General features: G+C 39.9%; 21 protein-coding genes. 10 read left to right on the top strand and 11 right to left on the bottom strand.

Going from position 1 to position 21,310, the window contains the following annotated elements; all coding sequences use genetic code 11:
- Nucleotides 1–52: 52 nt before the first annotated feature.
- The 10 genes from SB028_RS03455 to SB028_RS03500 form a co-directional block, all read right to left on the bottom strand.
- Entirely contained in the window at nucleotides 53–346 is a 294-nt protein-coding gene (locus SB028_RS03455; RefSeq protein ID WP_069368608.1) for a helix-turn-helix domain-containing protein, read from the bottom strand.
- A gap of 115 nt (nucleotides 347–461) precedes the next feature.
- Entirely contained in the window at nucleotides 462–1,430 is a 969-nt protein-coding gene (gene ydhT / locus SB028_RS03460; RefSeq protein WP_069368607.1) for a protein YdhT, read from the bottom strand.
- A 25-nt stretch (nucleotides 1,431–1,455) separates the two neighbouring features.
- Nucleotides 1,456–2,253, bottom strand: coding sequence for a thiosulfate reductase cytochrome B subunit (gene phsC / locus SB028_RS03465; protein WP_069368606.1), 798 nt, complete (start codon nucleotides 2,251–2,253; stop codon nucleotides 1,456–1,458).
- Nucleotides 2,250–2,921, bottom strand: coding sequence for a 4Fe-4S dicluster domain-containing protein (locus SB028_RS03470; RefSeq protein WP_069368605.1), 672 nt, complete (start codon nucleotides 2,919–2,921; stop codon nucleotides 2,250–2,252). Before SB028_RS03470 ends, phsC begins: the two co-directional genes overlap by 4 nt.
- Nucleotides 2,922–2,987: 66 nt before the next feature.
- Nucleotides 2,988–3,707, bottom strand: coding sequence for a YdhW family putative oxidoreductase system protein (locus SB028_RS03475; RefSeq protein WP_248620015.1), 720 nt, complete (start codon nucleotides 3,705–3,707; stop codon nucleotides 2,988–2,990).
- A gap of 22 nt (nucleotides 3,708–3,729) precedes the next feature.
- Nucleotides 3,730–5,832 carry an aldehyde ferredoxin oxidoreductase gene (locus tag SB028_RS03480; RefSeq protein ID WP_069368603.1) on the bottom strand — a complete coding sequence of 701 codons (2,103 nt, stop codon included), beginning with the start codon at nucleotides 5,830–5,832 and terminating at the stop codon, nucleotides 3,730–3,732.
- A gap of 52 nt (nucleotides 5,833–5,884) precedes the next feature.
- Complete coding sequence (locus SB028_RS03485) at nucleotides 5,885–6,514, bottom strand: ferredoxin-like protein (RefSeq protein ID WP_006535141.1); 630 nt, start codon at nucleotides 6,512–6,514, stop codon at nucleotides 5,885–5,887.
- A 612-nt stretch (nucleotides 6,515–7,126) separates the two neighbouring features.
- The gene (ggt, locus tag SB028_RS03490; protein WP_171729929.1) at nucleotides 7,127–8,887 is read right to left on the bottom strand and encodes a gamma-glutamyltransferase; all 1,761 of its coding nucleotides are present in this window, start codon (nucleotides 8,885–8,887) and stop codon (nucleotides 7,127–7,129) included.
- A 299-nt stretch (nucleotides 8,888–9,186) separates the two neighbouring features.
- Complete coding sequence (locus SB028_RS03495) at nucleotides 9,187–9,789, bottom strand: peroxiredoxin C (protein WP_004247207.1); 603 nt, start codon at nucleotides 9,787–9,789, stop codon at nucleotides 9,187–9,189.
- Nucleotides 9,790–10,387: 598 nt separating this feature from the next.
- A complete protein-coding gene (locus tag SB028_RS03500; RefSeq protein ID WP_069368735.1) occupies nucleotides 10,388–10,975 on the bottom strand; it encodes an ACP phosphodiesterase in 588 nt (195 codons plus the stop codon).
- 107 nt (nucleotides 10,976–11,082) lie between these two features.
- On the opposite strand from SB028_RS03500, the gene queA reads away from it, so the two are divergent.
- The 10 genes from queA to thiL all read left to right on the top strand — a co-directional run bounded on the left by queA (nucleotide 11,083) and on the right by thiL (nucleotide 20,756).
- The gene (gene queA, locus SB028_RS03505) at nucleotides 11,083–12,156 is read left to right on the top strand and encodes a tRNA preQ1(34) S-adenosylmethionine ribosyltransferase-isomerase QueA (protein ID WP_318859841.1); all 1,074 of its coding nucleotides are present in this window, start codon (nucleotides 11,083–11,085) and stop codon (nucleotides 12,154–12,156) included.
- A 183-nt stretch (nucleotides 12,157–12,339) separates the two neighbouring features.
- The gene (gene tgt / locus SB028_RS03510) at nucleotides 12,340–13,482 is read left to right on the top strand and encodes a tRNA guanosine(34) transglycosylase Tgt (RefSeq protein ID WP_036911729.1); all 1,143 of its coding nucleotides are present in this window, start codon (nucleotides 12,340–12,342) and stop codon (nucleotides 13,480–13,482) included.
- 85 nt (nucleotides 13,483–13,567) lie between these two features.
- The gene (gene yajC, locus SB028_RS03515; RefSeq protein WP_006535133.1) at nucleotides 13,568–13,903 is read left to right on the top strand and encodes a preprotein translocase subunit YajC; all 336 of its coding nucleotides are present in this window, start codon (nucleotides 13,568–13,570) and stop codon (nucleotides 13,901–13,903) included.
- A 32-nt stretch (nucleotides 13,904–13,935) separates the two neighbouring features.
- Nucleotides 13,936–15,783: a protein translocase subunit SecD gene (secD, locus tag SB028_RS03520; protein ID WP_074454090.1), complete on the top strand. Its 1,848-nt coding sequence runs from the start codon at nucleotides 13,936–13,938 to the stop codon at nucleotides 15,781–15,783.
- 10 nt (nucleotides 15,784–15,793) lie between these two features.
- On the top strand, nucleotides 15,794–16,762 hold the full coding sequence (gene secF, locus SB028_RS03525) for a protein translocase subunit SecF (protein WP_036911726.1): 969 nt from the start codon (nucleotides 15,794–15,796) through the stop codon (nucleotides 16,760–16,762).
- Between the two features lie 116 nt (nucleotides 16,763–16,878).
- Nucleotides 16,879–17,328 carry a transcriptional regulator NrdR gene (gene nrdR, locus SB028_RS03530; RefSeq protein WP_069368599.1) on the top strand — a complete coding sequence of 150 codons (450 nt, stop codon included), beginning with the start codon at nucleotides 16,879–16,881 and terminating at the stop codon, nucleotides 17,326–17,328.
- A 62-nt stretch (nucleotides 17,329–17,390) separates the two neighbouring features.
- Nucleotides 17,391–18,545 (top strand): bifunctional diaminohydroxyphosphoribosylaminopyrimidine deaminase/5-amino-6-(5-phosphoribosylamino)uracil reductase RibD, encoded by a 1,155-nt coding sequence (ribD, locus tag SB028_RS03535; protein ID WP_069368598.1) that lies wholly within the window; start codon nucleotides 17,391–17,393, stop codon nucleotides 18,543–18,545.
- 212 nt (nucleotides 18,546–18,757) lie between these two features.
- Nucleotides 18,758–19,228, top strand: coding sequence for a 6,7-dimethyl-8-ribityllumazine synthase (gene ribE / locus SB028_RS03540; RefSeq protein ID WP_069368597.1), 471 nt, complete (start codon nucleotides 18,758–18,760; stop codon nucleotides 19,226–19,228).
- Between the two features lie 28 nt (nucleotides 19,229–19,256).
- Nucleotides 19,257–19,670 (top strand): transcription antitermination factor NusB, encoded by a 414-nt coding sequence (gene nusB / locus SB028_RS03545; RefSeq protein WP_006535124.1) that lies wholly within the window; start codon nucleotides 19,257–19,259, stop codon nucleotides 19,668–19,670.
- 102 nt (nucleotides 19,671–19,772) lie between these two features.
- Nucleotides 19,773–20,756 (top strand): thiamine-phosphate kinase, encoded by a 984-nt coding sequence (gene thiL, locus SB028_RS03550; protein ID WP_069368596.1) that lies wholly within the window; start codon nucleotides 19,773–19,775, stop codon nucleotides 20,754–20,756.
- Between the two features lie 83 nt (nucleotides 20,757–20,839).
- On the opposite strand, the gene SB028_RS03555 is transcribed toward thiL, so the two are convergent.
- Complete coding sequence (locus SB028_RS03555; RefSeq protein WP_069368595.1) at nucleotides 20,840–21,175, bottom strand: zinc ribbon domain-containing protein YjdM; 336 nt, start codon at nucleotides 21,173–21,175, stop codon at nucleotides 20,840–20,842.
- Between the last annotated feature and the right edge of the window lie 135 nt (nucleotides 21,176–21,310).

Genomic DNA, 21,310 nt, shown 5'->3' on the forward strand with positions numbered 1-21,310 from the left:
CAGATAGAGTTAAACGCAAAAAGGGAAACGGAAGTTTCCCTTTTTTATTGGCTTAAAACTCATCTTGTAATACCTCTTCAATAGTCCTTGGCATACGTGGTTTATTCATTTTCTTAGGATCAACAACCGCATAAAGATTATTTAAATCATCAAGGCATTGCCAAAGTAACAGTAACTGGCGTAGTGAAATTTTACCTTGTAACTCAAACTTTTTGATAGTTGAAGCAGGAACTGTACTACGCTCGGCAAGTTGTTCGCGTGACCATTTTTCTTTTTCACGCAACTTTCGTAAATGAGAAGCAAAGGCTCGACTCACATCGAGATCAGTAAGTAATGAGAGTTTCATTTATTAGCCCAAATAGATACTATAATGTCTAATTATAGCAAAAAATAGCTACTTTGGACATTATAGTGTCTATTTGATTTAAGGGTAGAGCAAACACGTTAGCTTAGATTGCTTATTAGTTTTTATCTGTAGAATACTGCTTTCCTGCCACCGGTTGTTGGTTTTCATTTAAATAATAGTGAACACCAGCTTCAATACCGTCTTCACCTTCATAGAAAATTTTAAAGCGAGTACGATTGCCGTCATGGTAAGCAATCACAGCACTCCCGTTTTTTCCTAAGCAGAACTGATGGAGAGTACCCGTTGAAATACACATACTGTCGTCGCCAGATACCGTGACTTTGCAGTTATCGCCAGTGTTAATTGCCACAGCGTTTTTTCCAGTCACATTGATTTGCGCTAAATCCCCTGTATTAGTGATTTTTGCGCGATCTTGAGAGGCTGTAATAAAATTACGCATACCACAGTTGGCGATATGAACACCACTACCTGCAGCATAAATCTTGACATCATTGCCACTATTACAAATGCGGGAGCGCCCGCCTAAGCTACCAATACGACACTGATTTCCTGTATTAGCCACTTTCCCTGCAAAACCCGTCATCATCAACTGATTGCTATAACCGGTGTTGGCAATGCTGTTTTCATCGCCAGAAAAAGCCACAATATTGTTACTTCCACACAAAGCAAGATCGGTACTTAGTTGTTGGCTTTTTAAGATCAATTGATGCCATTCGGTCGAGAATTGAATGTTTTCAGATGTTGGTAATGTGTTGTGATATGGAAGGCGTTGTAATGTCACGCCTTGTTGTTGTTCATTGCCGAGCAGGAACAAGATGTTTTCCATGACTTCTTGTTCCTGTTTGGCAAAGGACGCTTTATTAAAATGACGTAAATAAATATATTGAATAAAGCTTTCTATCCATTGTGTACGGCGCTGTTTTATTAACTCACTATGGATAGCACTGTAAGTGCCTCCATCAGGAAAATAACGCAAAAACCAACGATAAAGTGACGTTGAAACGTGCAGTTGTCGTAAGTCTTCTTTTGTTAATCTAATATTTTCCTTTGAAGGGACTGACATATAAGCTCCTTAATCCGTGTATTAATTAGTGTCTATGGTAACCGTCAACCATACTGCGAAATGTTTGGAATGGTGTTTTTCCTGTTGTACACAGATAAAGATGACCAATGATAAAAAAGACACTACATACCGCTAAGAATTGGTGTGCGATTAATAACCATGCTTTAAACATCACTGCATCAGCAGGAATAAATGCTGGGTTTTGAAGTAAAACACCTGTTATTAAAAGTAGTGGAACTAATGCATACATCACACCTAAATAAGCCATTTGTTGCAGTGGATTAAACTTAACAGTGGGTGTTGCTGGGAAGGGGTGATCTTCTCCTTTGATAATGCCATAGAGATAAAAACGTGTTTGCATAAAAGCGCGGTGAAACCAGTTTTTACCCTCGATGCGGTAAAACTTGCCATTACCACCAACAAGATTAATCAGAACAAAGGATAACCAGCAAACCAAGAGTAGATAACCGCAAATTTCATGCACACTGACCAATAACGCCGTATCGTGGGCTGAAAGCAGAGCGAAATGGTTAATTCCACCACTGAGAAGCAACAGAATAAATAAAGAGGCATTACTCCAGTGCCACAAACGAACGGCTTTAGAGTAAAGATAGAGCTTCTCTTCTTTATGCGACTCACCGTGTGGTGTGGCAAAGCGATAACGCAAGAAGCCATGCAGAGCCAGAACAAGCAACATGCCAATAAATAATACGCCTGCAACAATTAACCAAAGGGGCAAATAATCAGGTGTATAGATTAAAACATACTCTTTTAGTGCGGCTTGGAACTGAGCACTGCCTGGCATTGTATTGACGATACTCATACTTTACCCTCCTCTTGAACATGAGGCCCTACACGGCGATAGAGATGGGGTTTTCCTACACCATCAAGTTGATAAATATAGTAATCGTGTGTTTTGAGCCATTCTTGAATTTGAGGGCTATCTTCTTTGCCAAATAACAGGGCATTTTGTGGACAAGCGCTCACACAAATCGGTGGGAAACCTTTTTGTAATCGGGACTCAAGACAAAAATCACATTTATCAGCAACATGTGTCACTGGGTTAAGATAACGTACTTGGTATGGACAGGCTGATATACAGTAGCTACATCCAATACATTTCTCTTTATTTACACGAACAATACCATTGGTTTCATCACGCCAAGATGCACCAGTCGGGCATACAGGGATACAAGGAGCATCTTCACATTGTTGACAAGAGTGTCTAAAGAAATGGTATTTATCGTTATCTTCTTTGAGGCTTAAGGGAATATGGGCAATATCCATTCGAGCCATACCATTAGGAACTTTATTTAATCGACGACATGCCGTGGCGCAGATATTACAGCCATTGCAAAGCGTCTCATCATGGATCATGGCATAGCGGATAGGTTTTTTTTCTGCAGTTGCGGCAAGCGCACTTCCTAGTGGCGCACTGAAAAAAATGACCGATCCCATACCTACTACAAATTTACGGCGAGAAACACGCATTATTTTTGCTCCTCAGTCTGATGATGTTGTAATACCCACATCGAATTTCGTTGATAAGGCAGAACATTAAGGATTTTCATGTTGTTCTACCTCGATCCATTCAGTTAAGCCTCGCGCTTTGCCGTAACTCATTAACGTATTGCTAAAGAGATAAGGGGCGTTATTGGAGGCTAAAATTTGCTGAATATCCTGAAAATCAGGGTGAGTTTTCATCAGTGTCAGTGCATCTTCAATCTCTGAAGCTGTGTAATGAAAAGGTTCAGACATCAACATGCTTTGTTTTAATGGTCGAGGATAGGTTTCGCATTCAAAACGAACGACACCTGCAATTGCTGTACAAATATCCGCATGGCGGTTTAATAATTGCAGTTGTGCGAAGTTATCGGACATAAATTCATCAGAGTAGAAATAATCCTCGCCATTGAGACTTAAATGGGCGATATCAATAAACTCGTCGCGCTTTAACGCGGTTTCTAACTGCGCAATATCCTCTTCAGTCAGGGAATAGGGCGCATCATACAGCGTTGAAATTGCTAATAGTTCACCTTCTTTTGAACATTGACGTATCGCATTCGCTAGATGTTGTTCAGCAGATAATTCGGCTATCTCTGCAACGGGTTCTTCTACGGTTACGGTATCCGTTGAGGTGTTAGCACTACGTCCAACACCTGTTTCTGATAATGGCAGTAACCAACGGCGACGAGAGATATCAGGTTGCTCTAAAGCAATATCTGTATCATCAGCGGTATCTTGTGGTATAGAAGCCGATGCATTTTGTTCTATCATCATGATCTCCTTCTTTTACCTATTAACTGGGTAATAAACCACGAGACGCTAAATCGTCAGCAACATCTTGTAAACCAAGGCGAACTAAAGTGTCTTTTGTTGGGCAACCTAATTTAGGATCCCAGCCCATTTCTTCATAGAACATGGTGAGAGAAAGTTGCATGTCTTCTCTGTCCATTTTGTCGGTGCCTTCAGTAAAGACTGGAATATCAGGATCTTTATCAAATACCCATGAACAGATTTGGTCATGTTCATTACGCATATCCATGGTATTCATTAATTTAACGGTATAAGCGCGATGCAAAGTGAAAATACGCTCTGAGGCTAAATCCAGATCTTTAGATGTCGTCGGTTCACCCGTGATAGCAGTAAAGAATTTAGCTTCCATCTCTAAGTCACCACGATAATTACGGCTCTTATGAGGAGAAACCGTCATTGGCCAGACCCAGTTACATAAGGTGACAGCATCGTGTAAGCAACTACGTAAAATGGTCCACTTGGTATAAGCAATTTTGGCTTTATTGATTGGTGTATAGTTTTTGGTTTCATCAAAAGCATCACCAGAACCAAACAATTCACCTGCAATCTCTTTTTGTAGTTTCAGGGGTAAACCACTGCCGATATAGTTGATATGGGTATGTGTCATTGCATCTCGGTTAAACATACAGTTAACGATAGAACCAACTTGAGCCGATGCTTCATTCGCATGATGAATTGGGAAGCCCATTGGTGACCAAAGTTTGTTTTTCTTGTCAGCCCAATACTCTTCACCTAAATTCCAGCGCTGTGCGATAAGATAAGAGCCATCAGCAAGATGACTAAATTCACCTTTGCGATGGGCTAAACGATAGTAGAATTCTTTGATAAATTCAGGGTTACCTTCTTCCAGTTTATCCCATGGAATTTCGTTGTATTCGGCTTCAGGTAATACGCGTTTAAAGACACCGTGGGTATAACAATACGTGAAGTCACGATGAAGCTGACCGTAGTTACACCAAAGTCCCATATCATCAAAAATATTAAGACCGACTAGGTTACCAACAACGTTACCATCTCCTTTTTTCTCAACATCTTTAGGACCATTAGGGAAAATCGTTGTGTGGACGAAGTTAGCGACACAAGTGTTACCACCTGTTTGTGGTACACCAAATTTTTTCGCTTGTGGAACATTGAGTTGAGACATACAGCGGATAGGACAAGAGTGACAACCCCCCATTTTTACGGTGTATTCTTCTGCTTCTGGACCCAAGTCAAAGGTCGATTTCATGGTTCTAAAACCGACAGTATTGATATCACCCGGAGGGATTTCACCCGTTTCAATTGGTCCACCTTCAGCAGCGCCCCAATACAGTCCTTTACGTGCAGTCCAACGAGAGCCGGGGTGTGAATATTCTGCCCATGATTGCGGTGTACTCGGTACAACGTGATTATTATTAGAACCAATTAGTTGAGTCATCATGTAGTCATTAAGTTCTTTTAACGCTTTACGATCAGCAACGTTAACGCCACGACTCCCTTCGACAACAATTGCTTTTAATTTTTTAGAACCTAAAACAGCCCCAACACCCGCACCACCGCTATGATTACGGCTATTAATAATGCCAGATAAAGGAACGAGATTTTCGCCCGCAGGGCCAATGGTGGCAACACAAGCTTCTGGGCTTGTTTGAGCACACAACTCTTCTGTGGTTTGACGAACACCTTTACCCCATAAGAAAGAGGCATCTTCAATAGAAACTTGGTCATCATCAATATGGATCCAAACAGGTTTATCTGATTTACCTTCAATAATCAGAGCGTCATAGCCTGCAAATTTCATCCATGCTGCGAAAAATCCCCCCATATGAGCATCAACAACAAGATTGCCGCGCGTAAAAGTGGAAAGAGAAGTGATATTGACGCGAGAGCTACAAGGCGCACCCGAACCTGTCAAAGGGCCTACTGCAAAGATAACTTTGTTTTCTTCATCAAAAGGTTTAACGCCAGGAGCAACCTCTTCATACATAATTTTGTAGCCAAAGCCCATACCACCAATCAAGAATTTATACTTGCTTGAGCTTTCACGAGTGATGGTTCCAGTCGTCAAATTGATTCTTAGAATATTTCCAGTCCAGCCGTTAGTCATAATATTGCTTCCTAATCTAAATGTGGTTCAGTGATGTGATTGTCTGGATTTATTAAACAGTAATTTCTTTCCATTCAATGATTTGTAGAGCGCCTGTTGGACACGCTGATGCACACTCACCACATAAATTACATTTGCCGGATTTTTTAGTTTGTGGGTTGACGGTTGCCATCATCCACGGACAAGCTGTTGTACAGGCGGCACAACCAATACAACGACGTGTATCAACAACAATACAACCGAACTCTTCTTGATAGCGGATAGCTTTTACTGGGCAGACCTTCATACATTCAGGATCTTTACATTGGCGACAGGTATCGGTTGTAAAGTTTAAATCGCCATAAAGCCCACCACCGGAGCCAATACCTTTATCACCAAAATAAAAATGACGATGGATTTTGGTGCGTGAAAAGAAGGATCCAACGCTTCCATCATTCCATGTTGTACATGCTGTTTCACAGCGATGGCATCCCGTACAACGCGCTCTATTTGTGACTAAAACGCCTTTAGGTGTTGTAGTTAATTGAATTATTCCGCTATCTATTTCTTCTTGCTTACAACCCAAAAGAGAAAGCAATGCGGGTGCTATTGTGATCCCTGCAAGACCTTTACCGGATATTCGCAGAAACTCTAGTCTTGATAGCCCAATATCTAATATTGGACGATGATGTGTATCAGACATTAATATTTATCTCCGCTTAACTAATTTAATAAGAAATAAGTTGTGATGATAAATTATTTATTTATCCACTTGCCTTACCGTTATATAATAAATAAAATAGCGATTTGGTTAAGGGATATATTATTAATTTCAACTGTTTTTATGATAAAAATACATTGTGGTGAAATGTTAAATATTTGTATTTACAATGTGTTATCTCCACTTCTTACGTACTTTTTATTATCCTCCCTGATAGTGTGGTTATTAAAAAATTAATACTGTGACAGCTATCATAGAAATAAAAATAGCGAGTGTTATTAATTTTATTTAATTAAATGATTATTGTTTTTATCTGTAATTACGAAAGAAAATAACTACCATTTATATATATTAAATTATTGAAATTAAATTAAAGGTGATTTGTTCTTATATTTTATCTCATATTATTATTTTAATAATAAATTGATATTTGATGTTAATTATTTATTTAACCAAAAATTGATATTGATTATTAATAATAGAATGATATATGAATAAATTGTAAAACCATGACTAGATCATTTTTATAAAAAAAGAAACCTTTTCTAATTAAGAGAAGGTTTCTTTTGTCTGCTCTATTATGTGATTTTATGGTTAGTAACCCACCGCTTTACCTGCGGGGCGACGAACATCATTTGATCCATAAAGATAACCTTCACGCACTGTACCAGAAACTGCGGAATCATTACCTGATGAAGCTGGGATCACCCCTTTTTCTCCGGGGAGTCCGACCATAATAAGTTCAGCCGCTCCCCATGGGGTTTGTTCTACCATTTTATATCCCATTGTAGAGAGCTTTTCTAACGTGTCTTTTGATAATCCTCGTTGCTCATAGTAAACCTCATCGGGTAACCATTGATGGTGAATACGGGGACTATTCACCGCTTCTTGTGGTGGCATACCAAATTCAATGATATTCAGCGCAGTTTGTAAGGTGATGGAGATAATACGAGAACCGCCTGGTGATCCTAAAATAAGGAATGGTTTGCCTTCTTTCGTCACAATCGTTGGGCTCATTGATGACAATGGGCGTTTTAATGGTGCAATGCTATTGCGTTCACCTTGCACTAAACCATAGAGATTTTTTTCGCCGACTTTGGTTGTAAAATCATCCATCTCATTGTTGAGAAAAAAACCAGTTCCGGGAGCAATAACAACGGCACCAAAACGACCATTTATAGTATAAGTGGTTGATACTGCGTTACCTTCTTTATCTATAACTGAGTAGTGTGTAGTTTCTGGGCTTTCATGAGGAGCGATACCCGGTTGTACATTTTCTGATGGTGTGGCTTTATTCGGTTTAATTTGTTGGCGTATTTCTGTGGCGTAAATTTTACTTAATAACTTTTCTGTTGGATTTTTAATAAATTGAGGATCACCAAGAAACGTGTTTCTGTCCATATAAGCATGACGCATTGCTTCCGTTAGAGTATGAACATATTCAGCTGAATTAAAACCCATCGATTTAAGATCGTAACCTTCCAAAATATTCAGTGTTTGGCAGATAGTGACCCCACCTGAACTTGGAGGTGGCGCAGAAATAAACTCATAACCTCGATAAGTACAGGTAATGGGCGGCGTTTCGGTAATAGTGAAGTTTGCAAAATCTTCTTGAGTTAATAGACCATTATGTTGTTTCGACGCTTCTTCAACTTTTCTAGGGATCTCTCCTTGGTAAAATGCTTCAGAACCTTGGTTGGCAATAAGTTCCAATGTATTGGCTAAATCAGTTTGAATTAGGCGATCACCAGGTTGCCAAGGTGTTCCATCGGGTTTTAAGAAGATTTTTGCCGACTCAGGATCTTGTTTGAAGCGTTCTGTTGTTGTTTCTAACACATCAGTATCAGCTCGCGTTAAAATATAGCCTTCTCTTGCAAGTTTAATGGCAGGTGCCATAACATCTTGGCGAGATAACGTACCGTATTTCTCTAATGCTGAATTCAACCCTTTTACTGTACCGGGTACACCTGAGGCGAGATAACCGTATAAGCTGGCATCTTTAATTAAATTACCGTCTTTATCTAAATACATATTTTTAGAGGCAGAGGCAGGTGCGGTTTCTCTAAAATTAATAAAGGTATTGGTACCATCAGCAAGGTGTATTGTCATAAAACCACCGCCACCAATATTACCGCAGCAGGCATTTACAACAGCTTGCGCATAACCAACAGCAACGGCGGCATCAATCGCATTACCTCCTTTTTGTAAAATATCATTTCCTACCTGAGAGGCTAAATGTTGAGAAGAAACCACCATGCCGTGTTGCGCTTCAACAGCAGGCTCATAAGCCGCATAGAGTGCGGGTGAAAAGAGTGTGGTAAGTAAGAGCAGGTGAGTTTTTTTTATAGTAATCATCATTATCTCCGTTAATAACAGGGAGTTATCTTTAATAAAAGCGAATAAAAATAGATATATATACACAATTATTAATGTTAATTAACAATTGCATAACAATAAGTATAGGGAGGGGTTATTAGTGAGGAGAATTTTTTTTGATGTGATGATCACAAAACGTTCTTTAAGTTGGAAAATAATAAACTAATGTATAATTTATAAAGGTAATGAGGGGACGTGATAAAGAAATAGATAGGTAAAATAAGAATAAAAAAGCCTGTTTTCACAGGCTCTTAGAAAGATATTAGCTTACTGAGATATTACAGTTTGCCAGAGTTTGCTTTCAGGTATTTAGCCACGCCGTCTGGAGATGCGCCCATACCTTCTTGACCTTTTTCCCACTGTGCAGGGCAAACATCACCGTGCTCTTCGTGGAATTGCAGTGCGTCAACCATACGGATCATTTCATCAATATTACGACCTAATGGTAGATCGTTAACGACTTGGTGACGAACAACGCCTTCTTTGTCAATTAAGAATGAACCACGTAGCGCAACGCCCGCTTCTGGGTGTTCGATACCGTATGCTTTGATGATGTCATGTTTGATATCAGCAACCATTGGGTATCTTACTTCACCGATACCGCCATCATCGATGGCCGTTTTACGCCATGCGTTATGTACGAATTCTGAGTCCATAGAAACGCCGATAATTTCAACACCGCGTTTTTGGAACTCTTCAAAACGGTGATCGAATGCAATCAGTTCTGAAGGGCAAACGAAAGTGAAATCCATTGGCCAGAAGAAAATAACGGCAGGTTTGCCTTTGATAAATGAATGCAGGTTGAAATCATTAACAATTTCACCATTACCTAAAACGGCAGCAGCTGTGAAATCAGGGGCTTTGCGAGTAACCAGAACCATAATGTACTCCTGTAAATTGAAAGAGTTTATACTCGTCATATTTCAAGTTGTAGCGTTGTTGACTGCGTTTATTCGCACTAGTCACATACTTTTGTATGCTCCTAGTGACTCATTCACTTGTCGCCTAGCTACACCTCGAACTATTTAGAGTAATTTAGGGTGTATACCTTGTTTATACTCGTCATATTTCAAGTTGTAGCGTTGTTGACTGCGTTTATTCGCACTAGTCACATACTTTTGTATGCTCCTAGCGATTCATTCACTTGTCGCCCAGCTACACCTCGAACTATTTAGAGTAATTTAGGGTGTATACCTTGTTTTTAAATGATGCATACAGCATAAATAATCAATCGCTATCGATAAAGTCAAACAGAACAATCTATTTAATAGATTATAGCTATTAACTTAATACAATAAAGTCGGATTATTTATGGCTCCTTGTATGACGTTCATTCTAATCAACTTTGGAAATGAATACTATGTTTGTTAACAAACCGTTACGAATAATATCATAAATGGACTGAGCATCTCTTTGATATATCAAATATAATCCTACAATATGACAAAAGAATGAAAACTAAAATAGTAGTTAAATGTATCAGTCATCAAGTTGGTGATGCTGTGCTCTTTCTAGCAATTGTGGATAAAACTGCCAAAAGATCTTACTTAATTCATCGTAATGTGTTTCGAGTACGATATAAGAGCCCGCTAGTGCACTTAATCGTGGTCTTCTTCTTGCCATGCCTTTCAATGTTTGGGCAATATATGCTTTGTCAGCATACCGAATTAACCAAGATTGTGGCCATAGATACTCATTAAGTTCTTGGAATTTCTCAGGTGTTTGCCATAAATCAGGTTCGATAATATTTCGAACATTGGTGACAAATTTAGCCAACGGTATATTCGGTTCAAATGTTGACCAATTCAAAGAAAGGAAATGATCCCAAAAAACATCTAAAGTAATTGGTGAAACTCGGCGATATTCATCAGGAAATAAAAGACGAGCCTGTTTGACTAATGGGTGAGTATCAGTGAGTACATCAATGCGTCTATGCATACGAATGCCCTCAATAACAGCTTGACTGTAATCAGAGCTAGGCGCGCCTTTAACGTAATCTGCCATCATATTGCCTAATAGAGAGCTTTTTGCTCTAAAGGCGAGATGTAAGTGAGCAAGATAATTCATCTCATCATCATAGCGCCTTTTGAATAAAAAAGGGCTTCTTTCTTGCACTGATAAGCTGGCAGCACTAGACTAGTCCGCCTGTTTTTTATGAAAGTAGTCGTTTAATTATGCGTGTATCAGACTTTACATTTGAATTACCAGAAGCCTTGATTGCTCACTATCCACAACCTCAACGCAGTGGATGTCGTTTGCTCTCTTTAGAAGGGGAGACGGGGGCTTTATCACACGGTATTTTTACCGATGTGTTAGATAAAATAAATGCAGGTGATCTGCTGGTTTTTAATAATACTCGCGTGATCCCTGCGCGTATTTATGGTCGTAAAGCGTCAGGTGGTAAAATCGAAGTGTTAGTTGAGCGTATGCTTGATGAACATCGCGTTCTTGCTCATGTTAGAGCCTCTAAATCACCAAAAGAAGGTGCTGCGCTGGTACTAGGTGAAGATGAAAGTGTACAAGCAACGATGGTTGCGCGTCATGATACACTTTTTGAAATTCGCTTTGATGATGAAAGGGATGTTCTTACTATTCTGAATAGCATTGGGCATATGCCTTTACCTCCTTATATTGATCGTCCTGATGAAGAGTCTGATAAAGAACTTTATCAAACGGTCTATAATGAGCGTCCTGGTGCGGTTGCAGCACCTACGGCAGGGTTACACTTTGATGAACCCTTACTTCAAGCCTTAAAAGAAAAAGGCGTTGAGATGGCATTTGTCACACTGCATGTGGGGGCGGGGACGTTCCAACCTGTGCGTGTTGATAATATCGAAGAACACACAATGCATTCTGAATACGCAGAAGTGCCACAAGATGTGGTTGATGCTGTATTAGCATGTAAAGCACGTGGCAATCGCGTGATTGCAGTGGGAACAACTTCTGTTCGTTCGTTAGAAAGTGCGGCAAAGGCAACAAACGATGCGTTAATTGCACCTTTCTTTGATGATACTCAAATCTTTATTTATCCAGGTTATCAATATCAAATTATTGATGCATTGATTACGAATTTCCATTTGCCAGAATCGACTTTAATCATGCTGGTTTCTGCTTTTGCTGGATATAAAAATACCATGAATGCTTATAAAGAAGCGGTTGAGCAAAAGTATCGCTTCTTCAGCTATGGCGATGCGATGTTTATTACGCGTAATCTTTTAGCTATCAATGAAAAAGTAGGACAAGAATAAAGATTTATTATTCTTTTTAACGTTTTTCTTCGTTTTATGAATTGTTATTTCAATTTTGTTGTTTGATCTCTTTGACTAAGCATGGGTTTTTGTTGAAGTAACATATACAGCCGTCTAACAAATGATTAGAATGTGCTGTTTTTTATTGCGCATTGGACTGTTTTTCTGATGCTTGGAGGATGAGTGAAATACGAATTAGATAAAACCGACGGTAATGCTCGCCGCGGCCGCCTTATTTTTGAACGTGGTGTTGTTGAAACACCTGCCTTTATGCCAGTGGGGACTTACGGCACAGTAAAAGGAATGACACCTGAAGAAGTGAAAGCAACGGGTGCACAAATTCTTTTAGGTAACACCTTCCATTTATGGTTACGTCCAGGTCAAGAAATCATGAAGTTACACGGTGATTTACATGATTTTATGCAATGGCAAGGCCCGATTTTAACGGACTCTGGCGGTTTTCAAGTCTTTAGTTTAGGCGCAATGCGTAAAATTAAAGAGGAAGGGGTTCATTTCCGTAATCCTATTAATGGTGAAAAGATTTTCTTAAGCCCAGAAAAATCAATGGAAATCCAATACGATTTAGGCTCTGACATTGTGATGATTTTTGATGAGTGTACGCCATATCCTTCAGATTGGGATTATGCGAAAAACTCAATGGAGATGTCATTACGTTGGGCTAAACGTAGTCGTGCACGCTTTGATGAACTCAATAACAAAAATTCATTATTCGGTATTATTCAAGGCGGTGTTTACGAAGATTTACGTGATATCTCAGTAAAAGGGCTAGTCGAAATTGGTTTTGACGGTTACGCTGTCGGCGGACTTGCAGTCGGTGAGCCTAAAGAAGATATGCATCGTATTTTAGAACATGTCTGCCCGCAAATTCCTGCGAATAAACCGCGTTATTTAATGGGTGTGGGTAAACCAGAAGATTTAGTTGAAGGTGTTCGTCGTGGCATTGATATGTTTGACTGTGTGATGCCAACACGAAATGCACGTAATGGCCATCTTTTTGTAACCGATGGTGTCATTAAAATTCGTAATGCGAAACATCGCTCTGATACATCAACACTTGATGAACATTGTGACTGCTATACCTGTAAAAATTATAGCCGTGCTTATTTACATCATCTTGATCGTTGTAACGAAATTTTAGGTGCAAGGCTGAACACTATCCACAACTTGCGTTATTATCAGCGTTTGATGGCTGAAATTCGTCAGTCTATTGAAGATTCACGTTTTGAAGAGTTTGTACACGAATTCTACGAACGTATTGGAAAACCTGTTCCACCGCTAAATGGCAGTGCGACTAAGTGTGAATAATGTATACGAGAAAGCCCAATTCTGTGTATGATATTGGGCTTATAACTTGAATATCGTCGATATCGACAACAATGAGGAAAAGTGAATGAGTTTTTTCATTTCTGATGCTGTTGCTTCTGCTGGACAAGCAGCACCTGAAGCTAGCTTTATGTCTATTTTACCGATGTTAGTGATCTTTATTCTGATTTTCTATTTTATGATCCTACGTCCACAGCAAAAACGTACTAAAGAACACCGTAAACTGATGGATTCTATTGGTAAAGGTGATGAAGTTTTAACGACGGGTGGTTTAATTGGTCGTGTTGTTAAGGTTTCAGATAACGGCTATATCGTTGTTGCTCTGAATGAAACAACTGAAGTAACTATCAAACGTGACTTTGTTGCCGCTGTATTACCGAAAGGCACAATGAAAGCTATTTAATAACATTTCCCCAAAGGGAAAAGGGAACTGCCGTGCTAAACCGTTATCCTTTGTGGAAGTACCTGATGTTGATAGCCGCTATCCTCATCGGTCTGCTTTACGCACTTCCTAACCTATATGGTGAGGATCCGGCTGTTCAAATCACTGGCGTGCGGGGAACCGCCGCCAATGAGCAAACACTGGATCAAGTTCGATCTTTATTAGATAAAGAAAAAATTGAAGCGAAATCTATTGCACTTGAAAATGGTGCGATTTTGGCTCGTTTCGGTAACCCTGATATTCAGTTACGTGCTCGTGAAGTGTTGTTGCCTGCCTTAGGCGACCAGTTCATTGTTGCACTTAACCTTGCACCGGCAACACCAAAATGGTTAGAAGCCATTGGCGGTGAGCCGATGAAACTGGGATTAGACTTACGTGGTGGTGTTCACTTCTTGATGGAAGTGGATATGGAAACCGCGTTAGGTAAACTTCAGGAACAAAATGTTGAAAGTCTACGTACATTATTACGTGACGAAGGCATTCCGTATTCATCTATCCGTAAAACTGATAACTATGGTGTTGAAATCCGTTTTCGTAATGCGGATGATCGCTCTAAAGCTTCAGATTACCTAACTCGTCGTAATCAGGATCTCATTTTTAGAGATGGCGCAAATAACTCATTAAGAGCTATTTTTACTGACGAACGTTTACGTGATGCGCGTACATATGCTGTACAGCAAAACATCACTATCTTACGTAATCGTGTTAACCAGTTAGGTGTTGCTGAGCCATTAGTTCAACGTCAAGGCGCTGACCGAATTGTTGTTGAATTACCGGGTATCCAAGATACCGCTCGTGCCAAAGAAATCTTAGGTGCGACAGCAACATTAGAATTCCGTTTAGTCAATACCACCATTGATCCTTCTGCTTTAGAAACAGGTCGTATTCCGGGCGACTCAGAAGTGAAATATACCCGTGAAGGTAGACCAACAATTCTTTATAAACGCGTTATTTTAACCGGTGACCACATTACAGATTCAACCTCTCAGGCTGATGAATATGGTCAACCTCAAGTGAATATTTCACTTGATAGCGCGGGTGGTTCTATCATGTCTAACTTTACGAAAGATAACGTCGGTAAACCGATGGCAACACTGTTCGTAGAGTATAAAGACAGCGGTAAACGCGATGAGAATGACCGTGCCATATTGGTTAAAAGCGAAGAGGTCATCAACGTTGCGAATATTCAGAGTCGTTTAGGAAATAGCTTCCGTATTACGGGTATTTCAAATGCGAATGAAGCACGCCAGTTATCTCTGTTATTACGTGCAGGTGCGTTGATTGCACCTATTCAAATCGTGGAAGAAAGGACGATTGGTCCAACTTTGGGTCTGCAAAATATTACCCAAGGTTTAGAAGCTTGTTTATGGGGTCTGATTGCGTCTGTTGCCTTTATGATAATTTATTATCGTAAATTTGGTGTGATTGCGAGTACCGCATTAATGGCAAACTTAGTGTTAATCGTTGGGGTAATGTCACTATTACCGGGCGCAACACTGACCATGCCGGGTATTGCGGGTATCGTCTTAACACTTGCCGTCGCTGTCGATGCCAACGTACTGATAAACGAACGTATTAAAGAAGAATTACGTAATGGTCGATCAGTACAACAAGCCATCCATGAAGGTTATAAAGGTGCCTTCTCCAGTATTATTGATGCGAACTTAACCACATTAATTACAGCTGTGATCCTTTATGCAGTCGGTACCGGCTCCATTAAAGGCTTTGCTATCACAACGGCAATCGGGGTTGCAACATCCATGTTTACCGCTATCGTCGGTACTCGTGCGATTGTAAACCTGCTGTATGGTGGTAAACGCGTTAAGAAACTGTCTATTTAAGGAGCACGTTGTGGCACAGGATTATACTGTTGAACAATTAAACCATGGTCGTAGAGTCATTGACTTTATGCGTTGGGACAACGTCGCCTTTAGTATTTCGTTTCTGCTTTTGATAGCATCAATCGCTATCATTTCCGTGAAAGGATTTAACTGGGGACTGGATTTTACAGGTGGTACAGTAATTGAGATCAATCTCAGTCAACCAGCCGACCTTGATAAAATGCGTGATAGCCTAGATACAGCGGGCTTTAAAGATCCTCTGTTACAAAACTTTGGTAGCAGTCGCGATATTATGGTGCGAATGCCTCCTGTTGAAGGACAGGCGGGTCAAGAATTAGGTAAGAAAGTTATCGATGTTATCAATGCTGAAGTTGATAACGATGCGGTGGTAAAACGTATTGAGTTTGTTGGGCCGAGCGTGGGGAGTGAATTGGCTCAAACAGGTGCAATGGCGTTGTTATCAGCACTTATCTGTATTCTTATCTATGTTGGATTCCGTTTTGAATGGCGTTTGGCGTTAGGCGCGGTTATTGCGCTTGCGCATGACGTAGTGATCACACTGGGTGTACTCTCACTATTCCACATAGAAGTTGACTTAACCATTGTGGCGTCATTGATGTCTGTTATCGGTTACTCACTGAATGATAGTATTGTTGTATCTGACCGTATTCGTGAGAATTTCCGTAAAATTCGTCGAGGAACATCATATGAAATTATGAACGTTTCTCTTACACAGACATTAAGCCGTACCATCATGACATCAGCAACAACATTATTAGTTGTATTAATGCTGTATATCTTTGGTGGTTCAATGCTACAAGGCTTCTCTTTAGTTATGTTAATCGGTGTTTCAATCGGTACTATTTCTTCTATTTATGTGGCTTCTGCATTAGCACTGAAAATGGGAATGAAACGTGAACACTTGATTGTACAAAAAGTAGAAAAAGAGGGTGCCGATCAGACAACACTCTTACCATAATAGAGCGTTCTTCTGATAAAACATCGCAAACACCCTGCCAGTGTATACTGACAGGGTGTTTTTTGTTCACTGAACAGGTACACTGTTTATGAGTGTTGTCAAAAGTAGGAATAACTATGCATTGCCCATTTTGTGGAGCCGTAGATACCAAGGTAATTGATTCCAGACTTGTTGGTGATGGTTCACAAGTGCGCCGTCGTCGCCAATGTCTTGTTTGTCATGAACGTTTTACTACCTTTGAAGTAGCAGAGTTAGTGATGCCTCGTGTTGTGAAAAGTGATGAGATACGAGAGCCTTTTGATGAAGAAAAACTTCGTCGAGGTATGCTTAAAGCATTAGAAAAGCGTCCAGTGAGTTCAGACGATGTAGAAGCGGCGATAAGCCATATCAAATCCCAGTTAAGAGCGACGGGAGAAAGAGAAATACCGTCAAAAGAGATTGGTAATTTTGTTATGGAACAACTGAAGAAACTTGATAAAGTGGCTTATATTCGCTTTGCTTCTGTTTATCGTAGTTTTGAAGATATCCGTGATTTTGGTGAAGAAATTGCAAGATTACAGGATTAAGACCGCATTTCATTTAATGATTTGAAAAATAATGATAAATAATAAAACTACAAGTAATTATTATGACTAATAACAACAGCAATAATCCTAATAGAAATGAAAGCCTGCATGATGAACACTATATGCGTCGAGCCATTGAACTTGCTGCATTAGGTCGTTTCACAACATCACCTAATCCTAATGTAGGATGTGTGATTGTTAAAGAAGGTGAAATCATCGGTGAAGGTTATCATCATCATGCGGGAGGTCCCCATGCTGAAGTCAATGCATTAAAAATGGCAGGAGATAAAGCAAAAGGAGCGACAGCGTATGTCACTCTGGAGCCTTGTAGCCACTTTGGTAAAACACCACCTTGTGCTGATGCTTTGATTAATGCGGGGATAAAACGTGTTGTTGCTGCGATGCAAGATCCCAATCCTCAGGTTGCGGGACGAGGATTACATAAATTATTATCCGCCGGAATTGATGTTTCACACGGTGTCTTAATGCAAGAAGCTGAAAAACTTAACGTTGGTTTTTTTAAACGAATGAGAACAGGCTTCCCTTATATCCAGCTAAAATTAGGTGCATCTTTAGATGGTAAAACAGCATTAGCATCAGGTGAAAGCCAATGGATAACCTCTAAAGCCTCTCGTCGGGATGTACAAAATTTTCGTGCCCAAGCTAGCGCTATTTTAACGACAAGTGCAACCGTCCTTGCAGACAACCCTTCTATGAATGTGCGTTGGGATGAGCTTTCAGATGAAATTAAAGCGCTTTATCCTGAAGAAACGCTACGCCAACCTATTCGTATTGTTGCTGATAGCCAAAATAGAGTGACTGAAAATCATAAAATCACTCAAATTGAAGGCGAATGCTGGTTGGCGCGTACAAAATCACAGCCAAGTGACTGGCAGGGTAATGTATCAGAAATTCTATTACCAACGAATGGTAAAAACAGCGGTGTGGATTTAGTTTTATTAATGATGCAATTGGGTAAACGCAATATCAATACCGTATGGGTTGAAAGTGGCGCTCATTTTGCTGGTGCATTATTAGAAGCTGGGCTTGTTGATGAGCTTATTATTTATATTGCGCCTAAAATTTTAGGGAATGATGCACGTGGATTATTTGCACTCTCTCCGCTTTTATCATTATCTGAAGCGCCTGAATTTACAGTAGATTCTCTCCAACAAATTGGTTCCGATATCAGAATTTGTTTAAAACCTCGTTATTAATAGACGCAAATAAGTGTGTCTACGGCGCTATTTGTAGTAAAATAGCGCTGTGTGTGTTATTTCCTGTCGTTACGACATCGTTATCAGCCAACTAAATGCCTTGATTTATCAAGGGTTTTTGGCTCCTTTGCTGTGTGATAATAAAACAGAGCGCAGTAAGGGAAAGAATATGATAAAATCCGCGCCCCGCGGATAGGAGAAAAAGGTAACCTATGAACGTAATCAAAGGTGTTGTCGCGGCGCCAAACGCACGCGTAGCAATTGCAATTGCCCGTTTTAATAACTTCATCAACGACAATCTATTAGACGGTGCGGTTGATGCATTAGAACGCATTGGACAAGTTTCCTCTGAAAATATTACCGTCGTTTGGGTTCCAGGCGCTTATGAGTTGCCCTTAACTGTGAAGGCATTAGCAGAAAGCGACAAATACGATGCAGTTATCGCATTAGGTACTGTTATCCGTGGCGGAACCGCACATTTTGAATACGTTGCTGGCGAATGTAGTTCTGGCCTATCTCAAGTTGCAATGCAAAGTGAGATCCCTGTGACTTTTGGTGTATTAACAACGGAAAGTATTGAACAGGCTATTGAACGCGCAGGAACTAAAGCGGGCAACAAAGGTGCTGAAGCGGCAATGACAGCACTTGAAATGATCAATGTACTTAAAGCCATAAAAGGCTAATCATCTGTTTTAACTTAAGGGGAATTTTGTGAAACCTGCTGCTCGTCGTCGTGCTCGTGAGTGTGCTGTTCAAGCTATCTACTCATGGCAATTATCCGGAAATGACATCGCGGATGTGGAATTGGAGTTTTTATCCGAGCAGGATACCCAAGGTGTAGATATTGCTTATTTTCGTGAGCTTTTAGTGGGTGTTGCCATTAATGCAACACGTTTAGATAAGGCAATGGAACCTTATTTATCCCGCCAACTTGAAGAATTAGGTCAAGTTGAAAAAGCAATTTTACGTTTAGCAATGTTTGAACTTAGCTTCCGTGAAGATGTTCCTTACAAAGTTGCGATTAACGAAGCGATTGAACTGGCTAAGGTATTTGGTGCTGACGATAGCCATAAATTTGTTAATGGCGTACTTGATAAAGCTGCACCAACAGTACGTAAAAAATAACGTTTTTCACGTTTCCTCTATGGTAAATAATTCAAGGCCGGTATTTCCGGCCTTTTGTTTAATAAAGCTAGTTTAGTATGCATAGCTCAATAGGAAATAGATATGCCTTGTGGTGAATTCTCCCTTATTAAGCAATATTTCACTTCACAGCCTGTAAAACGAAAAGATGTGAGTACAGGAATTGGGGATGACTGCGCAATATTGACGGTACCTGAAAAGCAACAAATTGCTATTAGTACCGATACTCTAGTGAGTGGTATTCACTTCCTTCCTTCTATCTCACCTGAAGATTTAGCCTATAAAGCACTTGCTGTAAATATTAGTGATTTAGCTGCCGTTGGTGCAGATCCTTCTTGGGCTTCATTAGCTTTAACACTTCCTGATACAAACAGTGAATGGCTTGAGGCATTTAGTCGTTCCTTCTTTGCGTTAGCTGATTATTATGCAATCCAGTTAATCGGCGGTGATACCACTCGTGGTCCTTTGAGTTTAACAATCACTATACAAGGACTTGTTCCACAAGGAACGGCATTACTCCGTTCTGGCGCTAAAATTGGCGATTGGATCTATGTCACGGGTTTTTTAGGTGATAGCGCGGCAGGGCTTGCTGTATTACAAAATAGATTACAGCCGACAGAAAAAGAGCATAGTGACTATTTTGTTGCAAGGCATTTGCGCCCTCAACCTCGGTTACTACAAGGTCAAGCATTACGTCATTTAGCGACATCTGCAATTGATATTTCTGATGGACTGATTTCAGACTTGAACCATATTCTCACGGCAAGTGGCTGTGGGGCTCGCTTAAATTTAGATGCATTACCTTACTCGCCAGCGATGAAAGCGGAAGTGAGTGAAGAACAAGCGGAGATTTGGGCATTAAGTGGCGGTGAAGATTATGAGTTATGTTTTACAGTGCCTGAAATCAACCGCGGCGCTTTAGAAATGGCATTAGCACATACAGGCGCAGATTTTCATTGTATAGGGCAAATTATGCCGATTACTGAAGGTATTCGCTATTTACGTGATGGTAAAGATGTTTACCCTAATCTCAAAGGGTTTGATCATTTCAGTGAGTCTAACGAGTAGTCTTACTTTAATTTAAAGGCGCTCTATTAGCGCCTTTGATGATATTGATAATATCTAACTCGATGTTTAAAGAATCTATTATCTTAGTTCTTTTTCACAAATTCCGATTTCAACTTCATTGGTCCAAAACCATCAATTTTACAATCAATATTATGATCGCCTTCTACTAAACGGATACCTTTTACTTTAGTCCCCATTTTCAGCATGGTTGAACTACCTTTGACTTTGAGATCTTTAATCACCGTCACTGAATCACCATCAGCTAATAAATTGCCGTTAGCATCTTTAACGACTAACTCATCGTTATCAATAGTGGGTTCTGCATCGTTCCACTCATGCGCACATTCAGGGCAAACATACATTGCACCGTCTTCATAGGTGTATTCTGAATTGCACTTAGGACAAGAAGGTAATGACATAATAATACTCTCAAATTTTATCAAAATGGGAAGTGATTAATCGTCACAATGAGGATAACACTTGCCCCATAAATTAAAGGACACATTATCGTTTAAGAGTGAAAGTTCTAAGCAATTTCTTAAATAGGCGTTGCT

Source organism: Proteus vulgaris (genome assembly GCF_033708015.1).
In the GTDB taxonomy this organism is placed as follows: Bacteria; Pseudomonadota; Gammaproteobacteria; order Enterobacterales; family Enterobacteriaceae; genus Proteus.

Excerpts from the sequence above, each read along its gene's own strand:
- queA (WP_318859841.1), top strand. The coding sequence starts at position 11,083 with ATGCGTGTATCAGACTTTACATTTGAATTACCAGAAGCCTTGATTGCT.
- nrdR (WP_069368599.1), top strand. The coding sequence starts at position 16,879 with ATGCATTGCCCATTTTGTGGAGCCGTAGATACCAAGGTAATTGATTCC.
- ribE (WP_069368597.1), top strand. The coding sequence starts at position 18,758 with ATGAACGTAATCAAAGGTGTTGTCGCGGCGCCAAACGCACGCGTAGCA.
- ggt (WP_171729929.1), bottom strand. The coding sequence starts at position 8,887 with ATGATTACTATAAAAAAAACTCACCTGCTCTTACTTACCACACTCTTT.
- SB028_RS03480 (WP_069368603.1), bottom strand. The coding sequence starts at position 5,832 with ATGACTAACGGCTGGACTGGAAATATTCTAAGAATCAATTTGACGACT.
- SB028_RS03500 (WP_069368735.1), bottom strand. The coding sequence starts at position 10,975 with ATGAATTATCTTGCTCACTTACATCTCGCCTTTAGAGCAAAAAGCTCT.
- SB028_RS03485 (WP_006535141.1), bottom strand. The coding sequence starts at position 6,514 with ATGTCTGATACACATCATCGTCCAATATTAGATATTGGGCTATCAAGA.
- SB028_RS03455 (WP_069368608.1), bottom strand. The coding sequence starts at position 346 with ATGAAACTCTCATTACTTACTGATCTCGATGTGAGTCGAGCCTTTGCT.
- ydhT (WP_069368607.1), bottom strand. The coding sequence starts at position 1,430 with ATGTCAGTCCCTTCAAAGGAAAATATTAGATTAACAAAAGAAGACTTA.
- SB028_RS03475 (WP_248620015.1), bottom strand. The coding sequence starts at position 3,707 with ATGATAGAACAAAATGCATCGGCTTCTATACCACAAGATACCGCTGAT.
- thiL (WP_069368596.1), top strand. The coding sequence starts at position 19,773 with ATGCCTTGTGGTGAATTCTCCCTTATTAAGCAATATTTCACTTCACAG.
- phsC (WP_069368606.1), bottom strand. The coding sequence starts at position 2,253 with ATGAGTATCGTCAATACAATGCCAGGCAGTGCTCAGTTCCAAGCCGCA.
- SB028_RS03495 (WP_004247207.1), bottom strand. The coding sequence starts at position 9,789 with ATGGTTCTGGTTACTCGCAAAGCCCCTGATTTCACAGCTGCTGCCGTT.
- SB028_RS03470 (WP_069368605.1), bottom strand. The coding sequence starts at position 2,921 with ATGCGTGTTTCTCGCCGTAAATTTGTAGTAGGTATGGGATCGGTCATT.
- ribD (WP_069368598.1), top strand. The coding sequence starts at position 17,391 with ATGACTAATAACAACAGCAATAATCCTAATAGAAATGAAAGCCTGCAT.
- yajC (WP_006535133.1), top strand. The coding sequence starts at position 13,568 with ATGAGTTTTTTCATTTCTGATGCTGTTGCTTCTGCTGGACAAGCAGCA.
- SB028_RS03555 (WP_069368595.1), bottom strand. The coding sequence starts at position 21,175 with ATGTCATTACCTTCTTGTCCTAAGTGCAATTCAGAATACACCTATGAA.